Source organism: Frankia umida (genome assembly GCF_023242945.1).
In the GTDB taxonomy this organism is placed as follows: Bacteria; Actinomycetota; Actinomycetes; order Frankiales; family Frankiaceae; genus Frankia; species Frankia umida.
The window spans coordinates 12541-30485 of record NZ_JALKFT010000014.1 but is presented as its reverse complement, the minus strand read 5'-3'; the positions used below and the strand labels follow the sequence as shown (position 1 = coordinate 30485).

The 17945-nt window shown below is 70.9% G+C and carries 15 protein-coding genes and 1 pseudogene; 9 read left to right on the top strand and 7 right to left on the bottom strand.

From position 1 onward, the window contains the following. Positions 1-1892 (bottom strand): FxSxx-COOH system tetratricopeptide repeat protein (gene fxsT / locus MXD59_RS14990; protein WP_248825355.1); only part of this gene is annotated, 1892 nt, incomplete at its 3' end. Between the two features lie 162 nt (positions 1893-2054). Here fxsT and MXD59_RS14985 point away from each other — a divergent pair. Then, entirely contained in the window at positions 2055-2621 is a 567-nt protein-coding gene (locus MXD59_RS14985; RefSeq protein WP_248825354.1) for a Uma2 family endonuclease, read from the top strand. Between the two features lie 69 nt (positions 2622-2690). Here the strand turns inward: MXD59_RS14985 and MXD59_RS14980 are convergent, their stop codons facing one another. The 4 genes and pseudogenes from MXD59_RS14980 to MXD59_RS27780 all read right to left on the bottom strand — a co-directional run. Further along, positions 2691-3071 (bottom strand): VOC family protein, encoded by a 381-nt coding sequence (locus MXD59_RS14980; protein ID WP_248825353.1) that lies wholly within the window; start codon positions 3069-3071, stop codon positions 2691-2693. 196 nt (positions 3072-3267) lie between these two features. Beyond that, positions 3268-3990, bottom strand: a complete 723-nt coding sequence (locus MXD59_RS14975) for a helix-turn-helix transcriptional regulator (protein WP_248825352.1) — start codon at positions 3988-3990, stop codon at positions 3268-3270. Between the two features lie 377 nt (positions 3991-4367). Then, positions 4368-4940, bottom strand: coding sequence for an ATP-binding protein (locus MXD59_RS14970; protein WP_248825351.1), 573 nt, complete (start codon positions 4938-4940; stop codon positions 4368-4370). Positions 4941-5287: 347 nt separating this feature from the next. Next, positions 5288-5542: pseudogene (locus MXD59_RS27780) on the bottom strand (hypothetical protein); the annotation flags it as partial. Positions 5543-5741: 199 nt separating this feature from the next. Here MXD59_RS27780 and MXD59_RS14960 point away from each other — a divergent pair. The 4 genes from MXD59_RS14960 to MXD59_RS14945 all read left to right on the top strand — a co-directional run bounded on the left by MXD59_RS14960 (position 5742) and on the right by MXD59_RS14945 (position 9579). Beyond that, on the top strand, positions 5742-6899 hold the full coding sequence (locus MXD59_RS14960; RefSeq protein ID WP_248825349.1) for a sensor histidine kinase: 1158 nt from the start codon (positions 5742-5744) through the stop codon (positions 6897-6899). A gap of 161 nt (positions 6900-7060) precedes the next feature. Continuing rightward, positions 7061-7669 (top strand): response regulator transcription factor, encoded by a 609-nt coding sequence (locus MXD59_RS14955; protein ID WP_248825440.1) that lies wholly within the window; start codon positions 7061-7063, stop codon positions 7667-7669. A 78-nt stretch (positions 7670-7747) separates the two neighbouring features. Next, the gene (locus MXD59_RS14950) at positions 7748-8683 is read left to right on the top strand and encodes an ABC transporter ATP-binding protein (protein WP_248825348.1); all 936 of its coding nucleotides are present in this window, start codon (positions 7748-7750) and stop codon (positions 8681-8683) included. Next, complete coding sequence (locus MXD59_RS14945) at positions 8680-9579, top strand: ABC transporter permease (RefSeq protein WP_248825347.1); 900 nt, start codon at positions 8680-8682, stop codon at positions 9577-9579. Before MXD59_RS14950 ends, MXD59_RS14945 begins: the two co-directional genes overlap by 4 nt. A gap of 850 nt (positions 9580-10429) precedes the next feature. Here the strand turns inward: MXD59_RS14945 and MXD59_RS14940 are convergent. Next, the gene (locus tag MXD59_RS14940; RefSeq protein ID WP_248825346.1) at positions 10430-12655 is read right to left on the bottom strand and encodes an MMPL family transporter; all 2226 of its coding nucleotides are present in this window, start codon (positions 12653-12655) and stop codon (positions 10430-10432) included. A gap of 306 nt (positions 12656-12961) precedes the next feature. On the opposite strand from MXD59_RS14940, the gene MXD59_RS14935 reads away from it, so the two are divergent. From MXD59_RS14935 to MXD59_RS14920, 4 genes are all read left to right on the top strand, one after another. Continuing rightward, positions 12962-14200: a sensor histidine kinase gene (locus MXD59_RS14935; protein ID WP_248813574.1), complete on the top strand. Its 1239-nt coding sequence runs from the start codon at positions 12962-12964 to the stop codon at positions 14198-14200. After that, complete coding sequence (locus MXD59_RS14930; protein WP_248813572.1) at positions 14193-14879, top strand: response regulator; 687 nt, start codon at positions 14193-14195, stop codon at positions 14877-14879. Before MXD59_RS14935 ends, MXD59_RS14930 begins: the two co-directional genes overlap by 8 nt. A gap of 166 nt (positions 14880-15045) precedes the next feature. Beyond that, positions 15046-15966: an SDR family NAD(P)-dependent oxidoreductase gene (locus MXD59_RS14925; protein ID WP_248825345.1), complete on the top strand. Its 921-nt coding sequence runs from the start codon at positions 15046-15048 to the stop codon at positions 15964-15966. A gap of 100 nt (positions 15967-16066) precedes the next feature. Continuing rightward, positions 16067-16486 (top strand): cupin domain-containing protein, encoded by a 420-nt coding sequence (locus tag MXD59_RS14920; protein WP_248813569.1) that lies wholly within the window; start codon positions 16067-16069, stop codon positions 16484-16486. A 110-nt stretch (positions 16487-16596) separates the two neighbouring features. On the opposite strand, the gene MXD59_RS14915 is transcribed toward MXD59_RS14920, so the two are convergent. Further along, complete coding sequence (locus tag MXD59_RS14915; RefSeq protein WP_248825344.1) at positions 16597-17562, bottom strand: hypothetical protein; 966 nt, start codon at positions 17560-17562, stop codon at positions 16597-16599. Between the last annotated feature and the right edge of the window lie 383 nt (positions 17563-17945).

The following is a 17945-nucleotide window of genomic DNA, read 5'->3' as shown; positions in this document are numbered from 1 at the left end:
CGTCCCGCGGTCTGGTAGGCGTAGGCGAGGTTGTGGCGGGAGGTCAGGGTGTTGGGGTGGTCGGGGCCGAGGATGCGCTCATTGAGAGCCAGGCTGCGGAGATGGTAGGGAAGCGCGGTGTCGGGTCGGCCGTGATGCTCCAGGTAGGAGCCGATGCGGTCAGCCAGGGAGGACACCAGTTCAAGCGCCTGATCGTCCCGGTCGGAGTCGGCGGTGCCCAGAGCGGACCGGAGATGCGGCAGAAGGGCCTGCCACCGTGGCCAGGTGGCGGGATCTCGGATGTTTGCGGGAAGACCAGCGGCCAGCAGGTCGAGAAGGGTGACGTCGGCACCCTTCTGGCCCGCGGGGTCCATGCCTGCCCGGGTCGCCGCGGCGATCAGGCGGTGCACGGTGAGGGTCGGGCCGTCCCTGCGGACGAGGCTGTAGGCGACGAGGGCACTCACCGTGTCCGCCCACGTCACCGGATCGGTCACCGCGCGGGACAGCGGGTCGTCGGGCGGCTCAGTCGAACGGCCAGCCAGCTTCGTGAGGCCTTCGGTGATCAGATCCAGCGGGATGGGGTCGGGCGCGCAGAACGCACATAGTTCCAGCAGTTCGCCGGCGGCGGGTGACTCGTCGCGCAGGCGGGCCATCGACAGATCCCAGAGGTTCGCCACGGTTACTCCGGGCCGGCCGGCCACTGTTCCACGGCCGAGCATGTCGCCCAGACGGCCCTCCAGCAGCGTCGCGTACTCGGCCGGTGGCATCTTGCTCTGGCGGAGGTATCCCACGGCCTGCTCGATCGCCAGGGGCAGGTGACCGAGCAGGTCGGCGATCCGCTCGGCGACGGTGGCGTCGATGCCGGCCACTCGCTTCGCCAGCAGCTCGACGGCTTCCGCCGGGCTGAAGTCGCCGACTTCCACGGGGGCGCCCGTGCCGTCCAGCGCGGTCAGGCGGGAGGTGGCCAGCAGCCGCCCACGCGGATCCGAAGGGTGGTAGTGGCTGGTCAGCTGGGGATCGTCGACGTTGTCCAGCACGAGCAGCCAGCGGCGCCGCTGCCGTGCCAGGGCCGCGGCGACGGCTGGCCAGCTCGCCTGCTCCGGCGGCAGGCCGAGTTCGGCGCCGAGTGCGCTGATGTGGCCGGCGATCAGCTCCGGGTCCTGCGCGGGCACCCACCAGACGACGTCGTAGCGACCCTTGTGCCGGTGCGCGTACTCCACCGCGAGGGCGGTTTTTCCCACCCCGCCCGAGCCCTGCACGGCGCACACCGCCGCGCTGCCCCGTGCCGCCAGTTCCGTGGCGATCTCGGCCAGCTGCTCCTCCCGGCCGACGAACCGGGCCAACCGCGGCGGCACGTTCCACACCGGTGGCAGATCCAGCGGGAACACCGGTGCCGCGTTCGTCGACCCGGCAACCGCTCCGGCCGAGCTCTCCGGGTGCGGCCTGACGGCCATGCCCGGGAAATCCGGCGGCGTGGTGGGCTTGCGTCGACTCAGGACGATCGCGTCCAGCAGCCGCTCCCGGGCCGCTTCCGCCGAAACACCGAACAGGTCGACGGACACGATCTGCTTGAGCAATCCCGGTCGTGCGCAGTCCTCCACGCGAAGCACGACCAGCTGGCGCTTCCGGCCGGTCGGATCGGCGACCAACGCGGCCTGCCATTCCAACGCGCCGAACACCGAATCCAGGTAGGCCTGCGACAGCACGACGATGAGGCGCCGTTCCTCCTCGGCCAGCGCCTGCTGCATCCCGGTCATGAAATGCGTACCCGGGCCGAAATCCCAGGCCTGGATCAGCGCCTGATGGCCCTCGGCCTCCAACGTCCACGCGGCCCACTCCGCCCAGCGCACGTCGACAGCCGTGTACGAGACGAAGAACCCCTGCACGGCCGATGCCGCACCCCCGACGGTCATACCACCATCATCCCACCGACAGCACCCGCTCCGACACCTACCGTCGGGGGAGGTGTCGCGTGATGCCAGGGCCCACGTCCGGGAGACATGCTGGCCGTTCGTGGGCCGATATCCTTGGGCCAGCCTGATCGGACCTGTCCGGTCGGCCCGGGGAGGTGTGCCATGGCTGCCGAAAGGGTGGCACCCGCGTGGATGCATGAGCAGATCACGGCGGAGCAGTACGACTCCTGGACGGCGGAGCAGTGCGCGGGCATCGAGATCGTCGATGGGATGGTGGTGGTGAGTCCCAGCGCGTCCAAGCGTCACAACCGACTCGCCCGAATACTCGCCAACGCGCTGGACACCGCCGCGGGGCCGGAATGGAACGCCGACATCGACTTCGATGTCCGGCTACAGGATGTTCCGCTGTCCAACCGTCGCCCGGATGTGGTCGTCTACCGGGCGGAGACGATTGATGTCGCACCGACCAGGCCGCAGCATGTTCTGCTGATCGTGGAAATTGTTTCGCCAGGCTCGGAGACAACCGACCGGATCGTGAAACCTGAGCAGTATGCCAAAGCGGGTATCGCCTTCTGCTGGCGGGTGGAGCAGGTCGCGGGCGAGGCCCCGATGGTTCACACCTACCAGCTTGATTCTGCTGGTGGTGTCTACCGGGACGGCGGAGTGTTTGCTGGCGTGGTGACAGTCGCAGCGCCCTTCGCTGTCACCGTCGATCTACGCCAGATCTGATCCGCGAGGAATATGCCTGCTGCGGCCCGGGTGTCTGCCGCCCGGGCCACAGCAGGTAGGGCGGGCCGGTCAGCCGGCCGGGGGAGTGAAGACGCCGAAGATGTTGCCGGTGGGGTCGGTGAGTTCGGCGAAGACGAGACCGTCCGGGGTGGTGACCGGGGGGACGTGGACCTTCCCGCCCTGCCGCTCGGCTTCGGCGCACACCGCCGGGACGTCCCGGACAAGCACGTTGAAGATCGCGCCCTTCGGATGGCCGCCGTCGGGTGTGGTCAGGCCACCGCCGGGCTTGTCGGCCCCGGCGTACCTGATCATTTCGTAGCCGCCGATGGCGTCGTCGGGGGCGAACCGCCAGCCGAACAGATCGCTGTAGAAGGACTTCGCGACGCCCGGGGTGTCGGTGCTGATCTGGAACCAGGCCACGGTGTTGAAGGGCGGTGCCGCGTCGGACATGGGGTCTCCTGCCGGTCGAGGAACGTGATGACCCCACGTTCGCAGTGGCTGGCGACAACCCTGTGTCGGTGTTTCCGAGGCACTTTCTCGGCGCGTTCGGCGGCGCCCCGACCGGCAGCGCCTCGATCGGCGGGGACCCGAGCGGCGGGGACCCGAGCGGCAGCGGTCCGACCGGTGGTGGCCCGCCTGGTGGACGTCAGGCCATCAGCGGTGTGGACTGGGGGATCCCGTAGCGGCGGGCCACCTCGTCGGCGGGGATCCGCTCGGGGGCGGGTAGCCCGGTCTCCCGGGCGCCGGCGATCCGGTCCAGCCGGAAGACGCGCAGGTCCGCCCGCAGCCGGCACCACGCGACGAGATACCAGCGCTGTTCGAGGACCGTGAACGTCACGGGTTCGACCTCGCGCGTCGTCGCCTCCCCGGACTTGTCCAGATAGGACAGCTCGAGTACCTGGCGTCCGCGCAGCGCGCGTTCGATCACCCCCGGTATCGCGGTGGCCGTGGGCGGCTGATCGGGACCACCCGCGCTGGCCGCCCCGAGGAACCGCACCCTTGCGGCGAGCTGCTGGGTGGGTGCCGCGTCGCCTGGAGCCATCACAGCGAGGATCTTGCGGATCGCCTCCTGGCCGGCGCGGCCGAACGGCCCGAGGTCGGCCTGGCGCAGGGCGACGGCGATCGCCACCGCCTCCGAGGGCGTCAGGTTCAGCGGCGGGAGGGTCATCGCCGGATCGATCGTGTACCCGCCGAGGCGCCCCACGTCGGCGAAGACGGGCACGCCGGCCTGCTGCAGCGCGCTGATATCCCGTTCGATGGTGCGGACACTGACCTCGTAGTGCGCGGCGAGCTCCCGGGCGGAGCGCCGACGGGGAGCACTGGCCCGCAGCTCCTCCACCAGCGCGTACAGCCGTTCGGTCCGGTTCACCGTCGCATCGTAGGTTTCGCCACCGACATTCTCCGCCGGGCCGGACCTCCCCGGAGGTCCCGGAGACGCCATCAACCCAGGGCGCTGGGATGTGCCACCAGACCGGGACCCTGAGGGAGAAGGGCCAGGCACCGGTGCCGGTGCCGGGCGGTCCTGCGGCGGGGTGGCGGAGGTGAGAGTGTCGAGGTTCTCCGGGCCCGCGGGTCGGACGTCGTCGGATCGTTCCGGTGGGGCGCATCAATGTGCTCCATGCCAGGGAAGCCGAATGGAACACCAGTCACTGCCCGTGCCGGGTCACTGTCTGTGCCGGGTCACTGTCCAAGCCGCGCCGTGCGGTATCGCCGCAGACCTTCGCCCTCAGGGGGAACTCGAAGGGGTCACCGCGCGCTGCCCGGAGGCTTGGCCCGCCGGTGGGTGGTCGCTCGTCCCTGACCACCGTCCTGGATGGCCAGGCCACGTGCACGCAGATCTCGAAGGATTTTGCGGAGGTTCGGAGCGGCCAGGCCAAGCGTGTCGGCGAGCTCGCGGACGGTACGTCCATGTTCGGTCAGCGCCTGGTGGACGCGTCGCTGGGTAGCTGACAGTGCTGCCTCGCCGGCCTCGGCCGCTTTGGCTGTCGTTGATGTCGGTGAACTTCCGGCGGTCGGGGCGACCGTGGAGCTGGCGGCAGGCGAGAACTGATGGAGGACAACGGTGAAGCGGATACCGCTGTCGACATAGTGGGCTGGCGGAAGCCCCTGGTTGGCGAGGGCCTCGGTCACGGTGGGGATACCGGTGGCGAGGCCTTCGATGACCCGAGCGCCGGTCTGGGGGGATCGAACGTGCTGGCAGATCGCGACGAGCCGGGAGTTTCGGGGCGAGGTGACGGCGTCGCGGCCGAGGCGGTCGACGGTGATGTCGAACAGTCCGCCGGGATTACCGACGATGAGACGGTCCCGCAGCAGGCGCACCTCGACGGCAAGCGCCCGGTGGACCAGTGGTCGAGATCGCGGTGGATCAGCGCGTTGGCGACCAGCTCGCGGAATGCGATCAGCGGGTAGGCCAGCCGGTCGTGGACGGAGCCGTCGAGTTCCGCGACGATTGCGGTGTCGAAGGTTCTGCGGGCCCACGACAGCGCTCCGTCCAGCATTCGCGGGATCGGCCCGCTGAGGGTGACCTGGTTGCGCGCCCTGGTAGCGGGAGAATCGCCAGCCAGTGGATGTGCCGCGGCCTGAATAATATAACGCGGGAACCACTGCTGGGGGTAGAGGCCGAGGGCGAGAATGCCTGCCACGGTGGGCTTTTCGTTGGAGTCCACGACCCCGGACCGACGAAGAAGTTCGCTGTCCTCGTCGAAGCGGCCAAGCCCGAAGGGGTCGCGCTCACGGACGGAATTCAGGTACGCGTCGACAATTTCGTTGTCCAGGTCGTCAAAAGTGGCGTCATCTACCGTCGAACGATCGAAGAGGGGCGGCTGCCGAGCCGCCGACTTGACCTCAACGTCGGTGGTGTCTCCGCCAGCGGCACGTAGGGAGGCGATGATCTGGCTCACGTCACGCGGCACCTCGCACATGTAACCACTGCGCAGTTACAGTTGGTCGCGCGAGTTACATTTGGCGCCAGGGCGGGTCTGGATGAGACCACAGGCGGCTGGGCGGTGCGAACAGCGGAGCGGTGGCGGTCGCGTAGTGATCACGCGAGCTGATCGGGCTGACGTGGGCCGGCCCGGTCGGGAGGCTTCGCGGTCGCGGCGGTGGCGGCGGGCTGGGAACGTGGCGCTGCCGGTGCTGGTGGGTCTGTTTCTGGTGGCGCTGGCTTTTGACCGGCCTGGGCTGTGGGCGCCGTGGTGCCTGGTCGGCGTCGTGGTGGGCCTCGGGCAGGGTGCGGCGTTGTGGTGGCGGGGGCGGTATCCGGTCGCGGTGATGGCGATCACCCTCGTGGGCGGCGCGATCAGTCAGCTCGTCAATCCGGAGATGACCTTTCCCTACGCCGCGATGGTGGCGATCGTGTCGTTGGCGGCCGCCCGGCCGCCGCTTGTCTCCCTGTCGGCGTTGGCGCTGTTGTGCGGGGTGGCCGCGCTGAACTTCTTCACCGCGTCCGCCGTCGACACCTGGTTCGTCATGGCGATCGCGGTGGTGCCGTGGGCGCTGGGGGAGGCGGTGCGTAACCGGCGGGCGGCGCTGGTGGTCGAGGCGGCCCGGGCTGTTGCCGAGGAGCGGATGCGTATCGCCCGTGAGATGCACGACGTGCTGGCGCACAGCATGTCGGCGATCATCGTGCAGGCCAGTGCCGCCGACGATGTCTTCGACGTGGCGCCGGACAAGGCCCGTGCCGCGCTGCGCACGATCGAGACGACCAGCCGCGACGTGCTCGCCGAACTGCGCCACCTGCTGGCCGCCGTCCGCCCCGGCGACCAGGACGGGCCCTCGAACCCCGCCGATGACGCCCCACGGCCCGCGGACCCCGTGGACCCCGCGCGTCCGGCGGCGCTCCCGAGGCGTCCACAGCCGGGGCTGCGCGAGGTCGAGGAGCTCGCCGCGCCGCTGCGTGCCGCCGGGGTCGCCGTCGACCTGCGGGTGGACGGTGCCGCCCGGCCGCTGCCCGCCGGCGTCGACCTGGCGGCCTACCGGATCGTCCAGGAAGCCCTCACCAACGCCCTGCGCCATGCCGCGGCGACCCGGGTTGTCGTGACACTTCACTATGATCGTGACGTGCTGGAGCTCCGCGTCGCCGACAACGGCACCGGCGGCCCGGCCTCCGACGAGCCCACGCGGGTCACGGCGAGCGCTTGGCCCCTACCGTCCGCCGGGCATGGGATCACCGGGATGCGTGAGCGGGCCGCGATGGTCGGCGGCCAGCTGGAGGCGGCTCGGCAGGCGCGGGGCGGCTTCCATGTCCGCGCCACGCTTCCCCTGGGCGGCCCGCGATGACATTCCCCGCTGGCGGCGCGCACCCACGGCCCGACCCGCGGCCGTCCCATCACCCACAGCCGTCCCGTCACCCGCGGTCGGACGAGGCGGGGTCGCCGTCCGAGCCGGCCGTGCGGGTGCTGCTGGTGGACGATCAGGCGCTGGTCCGCGGGGGGTTCCGGATGATCCTCGAGGCGCGGGCGGACATCGAGGTCGTCGGCGAGGCGGCCGACGGCGCTGCGGCGGTCGAGCTCGCCGGGCGCCTGCGGCCGGACGTCATCCTGATGGATGTGCGCATGCCCCACCTGGACGGGGTCGAGGCCACCCGGCGGATCGTCGACGCCGGCGGGTCCGCGCGGATCATCATCCTCACGACCTACGACGTCGACGAGTACGTCTTCGCGGCGCTGCGGGCGGGTGCGAGCGGGTTTCTGCTCAAGGACGTGCGCCCGGCGGACATGGTCGACGCGGTGCGGATCGTCGCCCGCGGTGAGGCGCTGCTCGCGCCCACGGTCACCCGCCGGCTGCTGGACCATTTCCTCGACACCCTGCCCGAGCGGCCCGTCCGACCGCCGGACCTGGCCGCGCTCAGCGAGCGTGAGGTGCAGGTGCTGCGGCTCGTCGCGCTGGCGCTGTCCAACGCCGAGATCGCGGCGCGCCTCGTGCTCACCGAGGCCACGGTGAAAAGCCATGTCTCGGCGGTGCTGCGCAAACTGGGTCTGCGCGACCGGGTTCAGGCCGTCGTGTGCGCCTACGACGCCGGCCTGGTCCGTCCCCGCCCCCGCACCTGATTCCTCCTCAGGGAGGAACGCGAGGATCCGTCCTGCGCCGGATGCGGAGCCATCGGCCTGATCGCTAGCGTCCCAGGCATGATCGAAGCTCGTGGTCTGACGAAACGGTACGGCTTCACCGCCGCCGTCGACGATCTCACCTTCACCCTGACGTCCGGCTCCGTGACCGGCCTGCTCGGACCGAACGGCGCGGGAAAGTCGACGCTGATGCGCATGATCGTGGGGTTGGACGTCCCGAGCGCCGGCACGGTGACCGTCGGCGGCCGGTCGTTGCGGCAGGCACCCGCCCCCATGCGTGAGGTCGGCGCGCTGCTCGACGCGCGGGCGTTCGACGGTGCGCTCACCGCACGCGCCCACCTGCGCTGGCTGGCCCGCGCCGGTGGGCTGCCGGCCGCCCGGGTGGACGAGGCGCTGGCCGAGGCGGGCCTGACCAGTGTGGCCCGCACCCGGGTGCGGGGTTTCTCGTTGGGGATGTCCCAGCGGCTGGGGATCGCGGCTGCGCTGCTCGGCGACCCCGCCGTGCTGATCTTCGACGAGCCGGCGAACGGCCTCGACCCGGAGGGCATCCGCTGGATTCGGGTCCTGATCCGCCGCCTGGCCGGGGAGGGCCGCACGATCCTGGTCTCCAGCCATCTGATGAGTGAGGTGGAGGGCACCGTCGACCAGGTGATCGTGATGGGGCGCGGCCGGATCGTCGCCGACGGCAGCATCCGTGATTTCACCCGCCGTGGTTCGGCCACCCACGTCGAGGTCGTCTCCCCGCGGGCGGACGAGCTCGCCGCGCACCTGACCGCGGCCGGCGCCCAGGTGAAACCGGCTGATCCGGGCGGCCCGGGTGGCCCGAGCGGGACGGTACTGAAGATCACTGGGCTCACGGTGGAGCAGGTCGGGGACCTGGCACTGACCGCCGGGATAGCCCTGCACACCCTGGTCGAACGCGCGGCGAGCCTCGAGGAGGCCTTCATGGAAATCACCCAGAACAGCGTCCAGTACCGCCCCGAGCCCGCGCGATGACCGCGGCCGAGGCGCCGACCGCGGCCGAGGCATCGACCACGGTCAAGGCATCGACCACGGTCAAGGCATCGACGACGGTCAAGGCATCGACGACGGTCGCCACGGCGGACTCCGGGCCTCGCCTGGCCGACACCGTCCGATCCGAGTGGGTGAAGCTCGCCGCTCGGCGTTCCACCTATGTGATCCTCGGGACCGGGTTCGTGCTCGCGATCGCCGTGACGGCGCTCGTCGCGGTGGCCGTCGGTGCCACCTGGGAGCACTGGAGCGCCGAGGACCGAGCCGACTTCGACCCGGTCATCTACAGCAGTCTCGGCCTGATCCTCAGCGGAATTCTCGCCGTCCTGCTGGCGATCCGGGTCGTGTCGTCGGAGTACCCCAGCGCGATGATCCGGTGGACGCTGGCGGCCACGCCGAAACGCGAGCGGGTGTTCGCCGCCAAGATGATCGTGGCGGCGTTCGTGACCGCGGCGGCCGGCCTGGTGACGAGTCTGGCCGCCTTCGGCACCGGGCAGCTCGTCTTCGGCGCCTACGATCTTCCCACCGTCGGCCTCACCGACGAGGTCGCGCTGCGCGCCCTGCTGGTGGGGGCGCTGGTGACGCCGGTGTATCCGCTGATCGGAGCGGCCCTGGCCGTCCTGGCCCGCTCGGCCGTGGTTCCGCTGACCGGCGTCCTCGTCCTGCTGTTCGCCCCCGCCGTCATCGCCGCCTTCCTGCCGGAGAGCTGGCGCACGGTGCTGTACTACACCCCGGGTCCTGCCAGCGACAGCCTGTCGTTCGCGCATCCACCCGATGCGTCGTCGCAGCTCGGCGTCGCCACCGCGGTGCTGGTCATCGTGGTCTGGCTCGCCATCCCGCTGGGCGCCGCCGGGATCCGGTTCGCCCGACGGGACGCCTGACCCGCCCCGGTGATGGCCAGCTCGCCGCCGCCCAGCGCGGCCGCGGCCAGCGAGGTGCCATACCGCACCGCCCCCGCGGCGAACACCGGGCAGGCTGTGGCCGCGGGCAGCGCTATCGGACAGAAGTGCACACCGTCCGGTCCCCGCACCACGACGGTGCCGTCGGGCCGGCACAGCTCGCCTGCCCTGCATGGCAGCCGGTCGGTCCAGCGCCCGGCGGCGGTGACGGCAAGCCCGGCCCGCGTGACCGATCCGGCGCCGACACTGGCGACGACCTGGCGCCACACGTGTTCCAGTTCGGTGGCGCCATCGGCGGACACCGGCTGGTCGCGACGGGGCGGTGCCACCGCGAACACCACGTGCGTGCCGGCGGCGGCCAGCCGGGATGCGGCCGTGGTCGCGTCGGCGCGATAGGCGGCCATCAGGTCACGTCCCCGCATGCAGGGCGTCGCCGCATTGCCCGAGAACGCCAGCACCGCGGTCGTCGGAGCCCACTCGCGGGTCTGACGGTCGATGTCGGTGAGCCAGTCGCACAGCGCCGTGCCACCGAAGGTGCGTACCCGCGCGTCGGCACCCTCTGCCCGCGCGGCGTGCACGAACACCTCCTGGCTCTCCCAGGCGAGCGAGTCGCCCCACAGCAGCACCCGCGGACGGTCGGCGGCGGATCCGAGCGGTGCCCTGCCGCGGTCCGCACCGCCGTGTCCTGCGCTGACCGGCACCAGGCAGCCGGTCAGGACCACCGCCAGCCCTGTCGCGGCCACCCCCACCATCGCTGCGATCATGGTCGACCTCAGTGTCGACAGCAGCGCCGGTCTCGGGACTGTGGTTCCTGCCGCCGCCGGCACCGCGCTCATCCCGTCCCGACCCGAGGTGCGTGCGGTTCGGGGTCGGGGTGGGCGTGCGGTCGCCGCAGTGGGCGGGGTGCCCACCAGGTCGCCCGGCCACACAGGCGCAACACCGCCGGGACGAGCACCCCGCGTACGACACAGGCGTCGAGCAGCACCGCCAGTGCCAGACCGAAACCGAGCAGTTTGATCGCGGTCACGGACGACGTGACGAACCCGGCGAACACGGTGGCCAGCAGCAGGGCCGCGAACGTCACGATGGCGCCGGTCCGGTCGATGCCGTGCAGGATGGCGCCCGCGTGGTCGCCGGTCCGGTCGTGATGCTCCTTGATCCGGGCCAGCAGGAACACCCCGTAGTCCATCGAGACGCCGAAGGCGACGCAGAAGACCAGCACCGGCATGGCGGCGGGGATGCTGCCGGTCGCGGTGAAGTCGAGCGGGCCCGACAGATGGCCATCCTGGAACACCCAGACCAGCACCCCGAACGTCGCCGACAGCGACAGCAGGTTGACCATCAGCGCCTGCAGGGGGATCACGACGGAGCCGAACATGGCCAGCAGCGCCAGGAAGGTGACGACCGCGATGAACCCCGCCGCGTACGGCAGCCGGGACATCAACGTGTCATAGGTGTCCACATGATCGGCGGCCGCTCCACCGACCCGGACCGTGAACGGGCTCGGTACCGCGCGCAGATCGGCGACGAGGCGCTCCCCGGCGGCCGAGATCGGCTCCACCGCCGGAATGACCGTCCAGAACGCCGCGTCACCGGCGCGCTGACGGCTCGTGGCCGCAGTGGGTTCCCCGGCCCGCACGCCGTCCGCGAACGTTCCGGTTGGCCCGTCCACCCTGGTGACGCCGCGCACCTCGGACAGCGCCACCGCGTAGTCCGAAAGGCTCTGGTCGGTTCCGGCGGCCCTGGCGGTGCCGGTCGCGACGACGCGCAGCGGGCTGGACTCGCGGCCGTCGAAGCCCGTCCGCAAAATCTCCGCGGCCTGCCGGGACTCGCTGGAGGCCGGCAGGTTCCGGTCGTCGTTGACGCCCAGCGACACACCGCCCAGGGGCAGCGCCAGCACGACCAGAACAGCGGTGACCGCACCACCCCACAGCAGCGGACGCCGTCCGACCAGCCGTGCGAGGCGGTACCAGGCACTGTGCGCCGGCAACGTCGTGTGCCGTTCGCCGGCAGGCCGGCGGCGGGGGAGCACTCCGGTGCCGAACGCGGCGAGCACCGCCGGCAGCACCAGCAACGACAGGACGGCCGCGAACACCGTGGCGGCGACACCGGCGAGGGCCATCGAACGCAGGAACGGGATCGGGAACACCGCGAGTCCCAGCAGCGAGACCGCGACCGTCGCCGCGGAGAACCCGACGGTCCGTCCGCTCGCCGCCCACGCCCGGGCAAGCGCGGCGTCCCTGCTCTCCCGCGTGACCCCGGTCCCGGTCCCGGCCTCGGTGCGGCCGCGCGGGGCGGTGGGTCCGCCCAGTTCCTCGCGATAACGGTAGATCACCAGCAGCGCGTAGTCGATCGACAGGCCGAGCCCCAGCCCGACGACGATGTTGGTGGTGAAGGTCGACATGTCGGTCACGGCGGCCAGCAGCCCGACCACGGCGACGCCGCCGACGACCGCCAGCATGCCCACCAGCACCGGCACGAGCGCGAGGCGGACCCGGCGCAGGAACAGGCCGAGCAGCAGCATCATCGCGGGAAAGGCGACCAGCTCGGCGCGCAGCAGATCGGCGGAGATCCGTTCGTCGGTCTCGGCGGCCACGACATCCTGGCCGGTCACCCCGACCGTGATCGGCCCGTCGACGTCGCGCAGCTGCCCGGCCAGCACGCCGGCCCGGTCGCTTCTGGTCGGGTCATCGCCGTCGAGGGTCGCGAGGACGAGGGCGTACCGTCCGTCGCCGGAGCGCAGCGTGGCGGCCCGGGCCGACCAGTAGGAGGTGACGGAACGGACGCCGGGTTCGGCGGCCAGGCGTTCGGTGAGCCGGGCCGCGGCGGCGGAGACCACCGGTGCGTCGACGTCTCCCGATCGGCTGCCGACCACGAGGACCAGGCCGGTCGCGACAACGGCGAACCGCTGTTCGAGGACGTCGGCGGCTCGCGCCGACTCGCTGTCCGGCGGTACGAACCCACCGCCGGACAGCTGTGCGCCGACGGCGACGCGCGTGCCGAGCAGGCCGATCAGGGCGAGCAGCGCCAGGGCGAGTACCTGTCGTCGGCGGAGCACCACCCACCTCGCGAGCCTGGGCGGAGGATGGTCGCCGCCGGCGTGCGGCCGCGGTGGTCGTACGGCTGTGCCAGTCACGATCGAGGTCACCTCGTCGGGGAGAAGGCCGGCTGGGACGTCGCTGGAGAAGCGGACGAACCGCAGGAAGGTGACTCCGAGTAGGCCATGTGCGGCGCAGGAGCACATCGGGTCGGCGTCCATCGCCGAACGGCGCGCGGACCAGCGGCGATGCTGGTCCGCGGTGCACCCCTGACCTGGACCGTGGTACGAGGCGACGGCCGCGACGACGATCTATCGTGGGCCGGTATGCGTGACAGCGACCGGACCGGCCAGCTGACGGCCGGCACCGATCCGATGGCCCGGATGGCTCGTTCCGCGAACGCCGTCGTGTACGCGATGGTGGCCGTCGCCGCGGGGCTGGGCGTGATGACCGGTGCGGACCCGTGGGCGCTCGCCCTGATCGCCGCCTCGGTCGCACCACTGGCCGTGGAGGGCGCGGGAGTACGGGTGCCGCCGCTGGTGGGCGGGCTGGTGACGCTCGCGGCGATCGGTGCCGCGCAGGGCGTCGGGACACCCAAGATGGTGCTGCTGATCCCGGTCGCCATGGCGGCCTGGGTCGCGTTGCGCTCGTCGTCGGCGCTGGTCAACGCGGTCTACCTGGTCGGAACGGTCGGTCTGTCCGTGCTGTGGTTCGTCTCCGTGGAGCCGGCACCCGCGGGGAACTACATCTCCTCTGGCAGCGTCGTGTGGGCGGCGGCGGCCGGATACGGCACCGCGAGCGGCTACATCCTGCGCCGCACCGGGGAACTCGCCGAGGAGCTGGCCCGCGCCCAGCACCGGATCGTCACCACCGCGGCGTCCGAGGAACGACGCCGGATCGCCCAGGACGTGCACGATCTCGTCGCGCATTCGCTTGCCGTGGCGTTGCTCAACGTGACCGGGGCCCGCCGGACGATGCGGCGCGATCCGGCGCTGGCCGACGAGGCGCTTGCCCGCGCCGAGGCGGTCGGACGGGAGAGCCTCAACGGCATCCGCCAGGTCGTCGGCCTGCTCCGGGAGGACGGCCACGTCGATCCCCGGCCGCCCGGCGCGACAGGGGCGGATGCCGGTCCGGGCGTGGGACCACTGCCCGACGCCCATGACCTGGTGGCCCTGATCGACGGATACCGGGCCGGCGGCCTGCCGGTCGAGCTGCGCATCGACGGCTCGCTGGACGGCCTGGACGCGGTGGCCGGATCGGTGCTGTTCCGTACCGTGCGGGAGGCGCTTGCCAACGTCTCGCATCACGCCGCGGGCGCCGTCACCGACATCGAGATCGGGGTGGCCGCCGGGTCCGTGCGGGTCGCCGTGACCAATCCGCTGCCACCGGGCTGGCAACGGCGTTCGCAGCGGCGCGGTCTGGGTCTGACCGGCGTCGTCGAACGGGTGAACGCCCTGGGAGGCACCGTCAGCGCCGGTGCCGACGACGGTGCCTGGCAGCTTGCCGCCGTGATCCCGCGCGTCCCGACACCGCTGGCGGCGGCCTCGGGTGACGCCGGTGGCTGACGCGTCGACCGTGCGGGTCCTCGTCGTCGACGACCAGGAGCTGGTGCGCAAGGGAATCGCGCTGATCCTGGGCAGCGAACCCGGTATCGAGATCGTCGGGGAGCGCGGCGACGGGGACGAGGTCGTCGCCGCCGTGCGTGACCTGCGCCCCGACCTCGTCCTGCTCGACGTGCGCATGGCCCGGATGGACGGGACGGACGCGATGCGCGCACTGCACCGGACAGGTCACGCGGTACCCGTCCTGGTGCTCACGACGTTCAGCGACGACGAGGTGCTGTGGGCGGCGATGGCTGCCGGCGCCGCGGGTTTCCTGCTCAAGGACCGTCCCGCCGAGGACATCGTGCGGGCGGTCCGCCTCGTCGCGGCCGGTGGTTCCTGGCTCGACCCGTCGGCCAGCCCCCGGCTGCTCGCGGCCCTGCGTACCACCCCACCGGCCGATCCGTCCCTGGCCCGTCGGCTCGGACGGCTCTCCGACCGGGAACGGCAGGTGCTGCGCGCGATGAGCCGCGGCGCCACGAACGCCGAGATCGCCGCCGACCTGCGGGTGAGCGAGCGCACGGTGAAGGCGCACGTCGGCAGCATCTTCAGCAAGCTCGAGGTGCGGGACCGGGCTGGCGCGATCGTGTTCGCCTACGACGCCGGGCTCACGACGGCCCGGTTCGGCCAGCACCGGCCCTGAACCGCGTAACGGCACCGCGCGACGGCACCGCGCGATGGGACCCTGGCACAGGGCGCGGGTCGTTCCGTCAGCCCACCCTCGATGGACCGCCGGCCGATGCCCACCCATGGCCGCGCATGACTCAATCGGGCTGTCCACATTCCGTTTCCTTCGGAAAGGCATCTCGATGTCGAGCTCCGAGCACGACCCGCATCCGATGGGCCGCCGTTTCCTTCTCGCGGGTGCCGCGGCGGGAACAGCCGCCGCGGCGACGACCTTCCTGGCAGCGCCGGCCGCGACGGCCGCGACCCCGGGGCCGGGGTCGGGGCGCCGGTTCGCGGGCAAGGTCGTCCTGGTCACCGGGGCGACGTCGGGTATCGGGCGGGCCACGGCCATCGCCTTCGCCCGGGAGGGCGCGAAGGTCGGGTTCTGCGGGCGGCGGGAGAACCTGGGACGCCAGGTGGAGCGGGAGATCCGCGCCGCCGCAGGAGAAGCCACCTACATCCGTGCGGACGTCCGCGTCCCGGCGCAGATGGAGTCGTTCGTCGCCGCGGTGGTGAAGAAGTACGGCGCGTTGCACATAGCGCTGAACAACGCCGGGGTGCAGACGGTGAAACCGCTGCACGAGATGACCGTCGAGGAGTGGGACGACACCGCGCACACCAACACCCGCGGTGTCTTCCTCGGCATCAAGTACCAGGTGCCACCGATACGCCGGGCCGGCGGAGGAGTCATCCTCGTCACCGGGTCGGCGAACGAGTTCGCGAGCCGACCGGGGCTCGGCGCCTACTCGGCCAGCAAGGGCGGTGTCACCGGGCTGGTCCGCGCCGCCGCTCTCGACTACGGCGCCGACAACATCCGGGTCGTCGCCCTGTCCCCGGGAACGACGGACACCGGCCTGGTCGATGCCCGCCGGCCCCCGAACATCACCGACGCGCAGTGGGCGGCCGGCAAGGCCCAGTTCGGCCGGGACAACGTCGACGCACTGCGCCGGATGGCACGGCCCGAGGAAATGGCCGCGACCGCGCTCGCCCTCGCCTCCCCGGAGCTGAGTTTCCTCACCGGGACGTCCGTCGTGGTCGATGGTGGCATGCTCGCCGGCCTCTGAGGACGTTGCCGGTGCGGTTGGCGAGTTCGGCGACCTCGAGGCCGTCCGAGTCACCTCGACGTCGCCTGGTTCCGCGGCTTTCTGTCGCATCATGGTCGGTATGAGGAATGTGGCCGAGTCGATCTTCGTCCGCCAGGTGCTGGACTCCTTCGATGATTTCTGGCATCCGCGCATCCTGGCGCAGGTCAACGACTACGATGTTCGCGTTGCGAAGGTGCACGGCGAATATCTGTGGCACTCCCACGAGCACACCGACGAGTTCTTTCTCGTCATCAGCGGAAGCCTGGACATCTGGCTGCGGGAGAACGGGTCGGAGCGGGTGGTGACCCTTCCGCGGGGCGCCGTTCATGTGGTGCCCCGCGGCGTCGAGCACCGGCCGGTCGCTGCGGGGGAGACGGAGATCCTGCTGATCGAGCCGACCGGCACGCTGACGGTCGGCGACCGGCACGACGAGGTTCCCGACCACGTCGTGGCCACGACCGGCGCGCACCTCGACGGTCAGAACATCGACCACGGCTGATCCGACGGCCGCCACCGGGTGCGGTTCGCATGGCCGGCACAAGATCTGGTCGGCACAGACGCACCGCACCTGGTGGCGAAACCCGGAGCGGTGCGCTGCGGTGGACGTCGTTACGAGATCGGCTTCAGGTCCGGCCCGTAGGAGTCGACCGCGCTACGCGTGTCGAGGTTCTGCAGCGTCAACGAGACCTGCCGCTGGGTGGCGGTCCTGGGAGCACCGCCGACACCACCCTGGATCGCGGTCTCCGAGAGATCGCCACCGGCGAGCAGACCGCTCGCAGGGCCGTTCAGCGCCACATGGTAGGTGGAGTGAACATTCGTGTCGACCCCGTAGTCGTTGAAGTAGTTTCCCAGGCCCTGGTTCTTGAAGTAGGCCTGGTTCGTCGTGCCCTTCCGGTCGACTCGCTCGAACAGCAGCACCTGGCCGGCGCTGTGATAGGTGGTACCGAGCAGGTCGACGTCGACTCCGGGCGTGCTGGTGACCTGCCCCACTCCGACGGTGGACGGGATTGAGGCGGGCGCACCGAACAGGCTGAAGATGTCGATCAGCTGGACCAGGTGGGGGTCGGGGTAGTCCTTGAAGATGGTGTTCAGGTTCCTCGCGACGTCGTTCTCACCGTTGAGCGGATACGTGTAACTGAAAGTCGCCGGGAAGTTGGGTGCCGCGGTCTGGATCTTCTTGAAGGGAATGGCTGGCTGGCCGGGCTGGGCGGCGTCCTTACTGATGTCCCGGAAACGGGTGTCAAGCAGCTCGACCTTCTTCGCGAGCGTGCCGTTCTGGTTCACGACGGAAAAGCGGACCATGGCTCGCACATCGGAGATCGTCTGCAGGTCAGTCACCCGGACGACCTGGCCGTTCTGGGCCTGCTGTGTCGCATAGGTGGCGGCCGTGGAGTCATAGAAGTAGGTGAACGACTCGCCTGCGCGGTATGCATGCTGGGTGACATGCGGATTCGTGGTGGCCGTGGCCGTGGCCGTGGCGGTGGAAGAGGTGGTCGCACCTGTCGCGACGGTGCGGTCGGATCCGGGTGCGCAGGCCGCTGCGGTGGCCATTACCAGAGCCAGGCCGGTTGCCATGGTGCCGAATCGTGTCCGTCGGAGCATCTTGTTTCTCCTCTGAAGGTGTTGTCGTCGCGGTGAAGCGGATCGACAGGAGAACGCACATGTTCTGGTGGACGCTGGAAAGACTTTCGCCGCGGTGCCGCCTGGTATCCCGGATAAACTCTCCGGCGACGCTGTCAATGGTGGCGCCAAAGTGGAAAGTCGCGCTTTTCTGGGCATGGCGACTCCCTGGTTATGTTGTCGGATGGTCTCGCCCCGGATCGCTCCAGTGGTCATTGATGCGATTTCTGGATTGGGTTGGACGAGTCCTGACGATAAAGCCTGCTGCGGGGGGGTGCTACCAGCCTCCACCACCTTCAGGTAGGGGCGACGCCGCTGTGACCGGGGCCCTTTTCCGC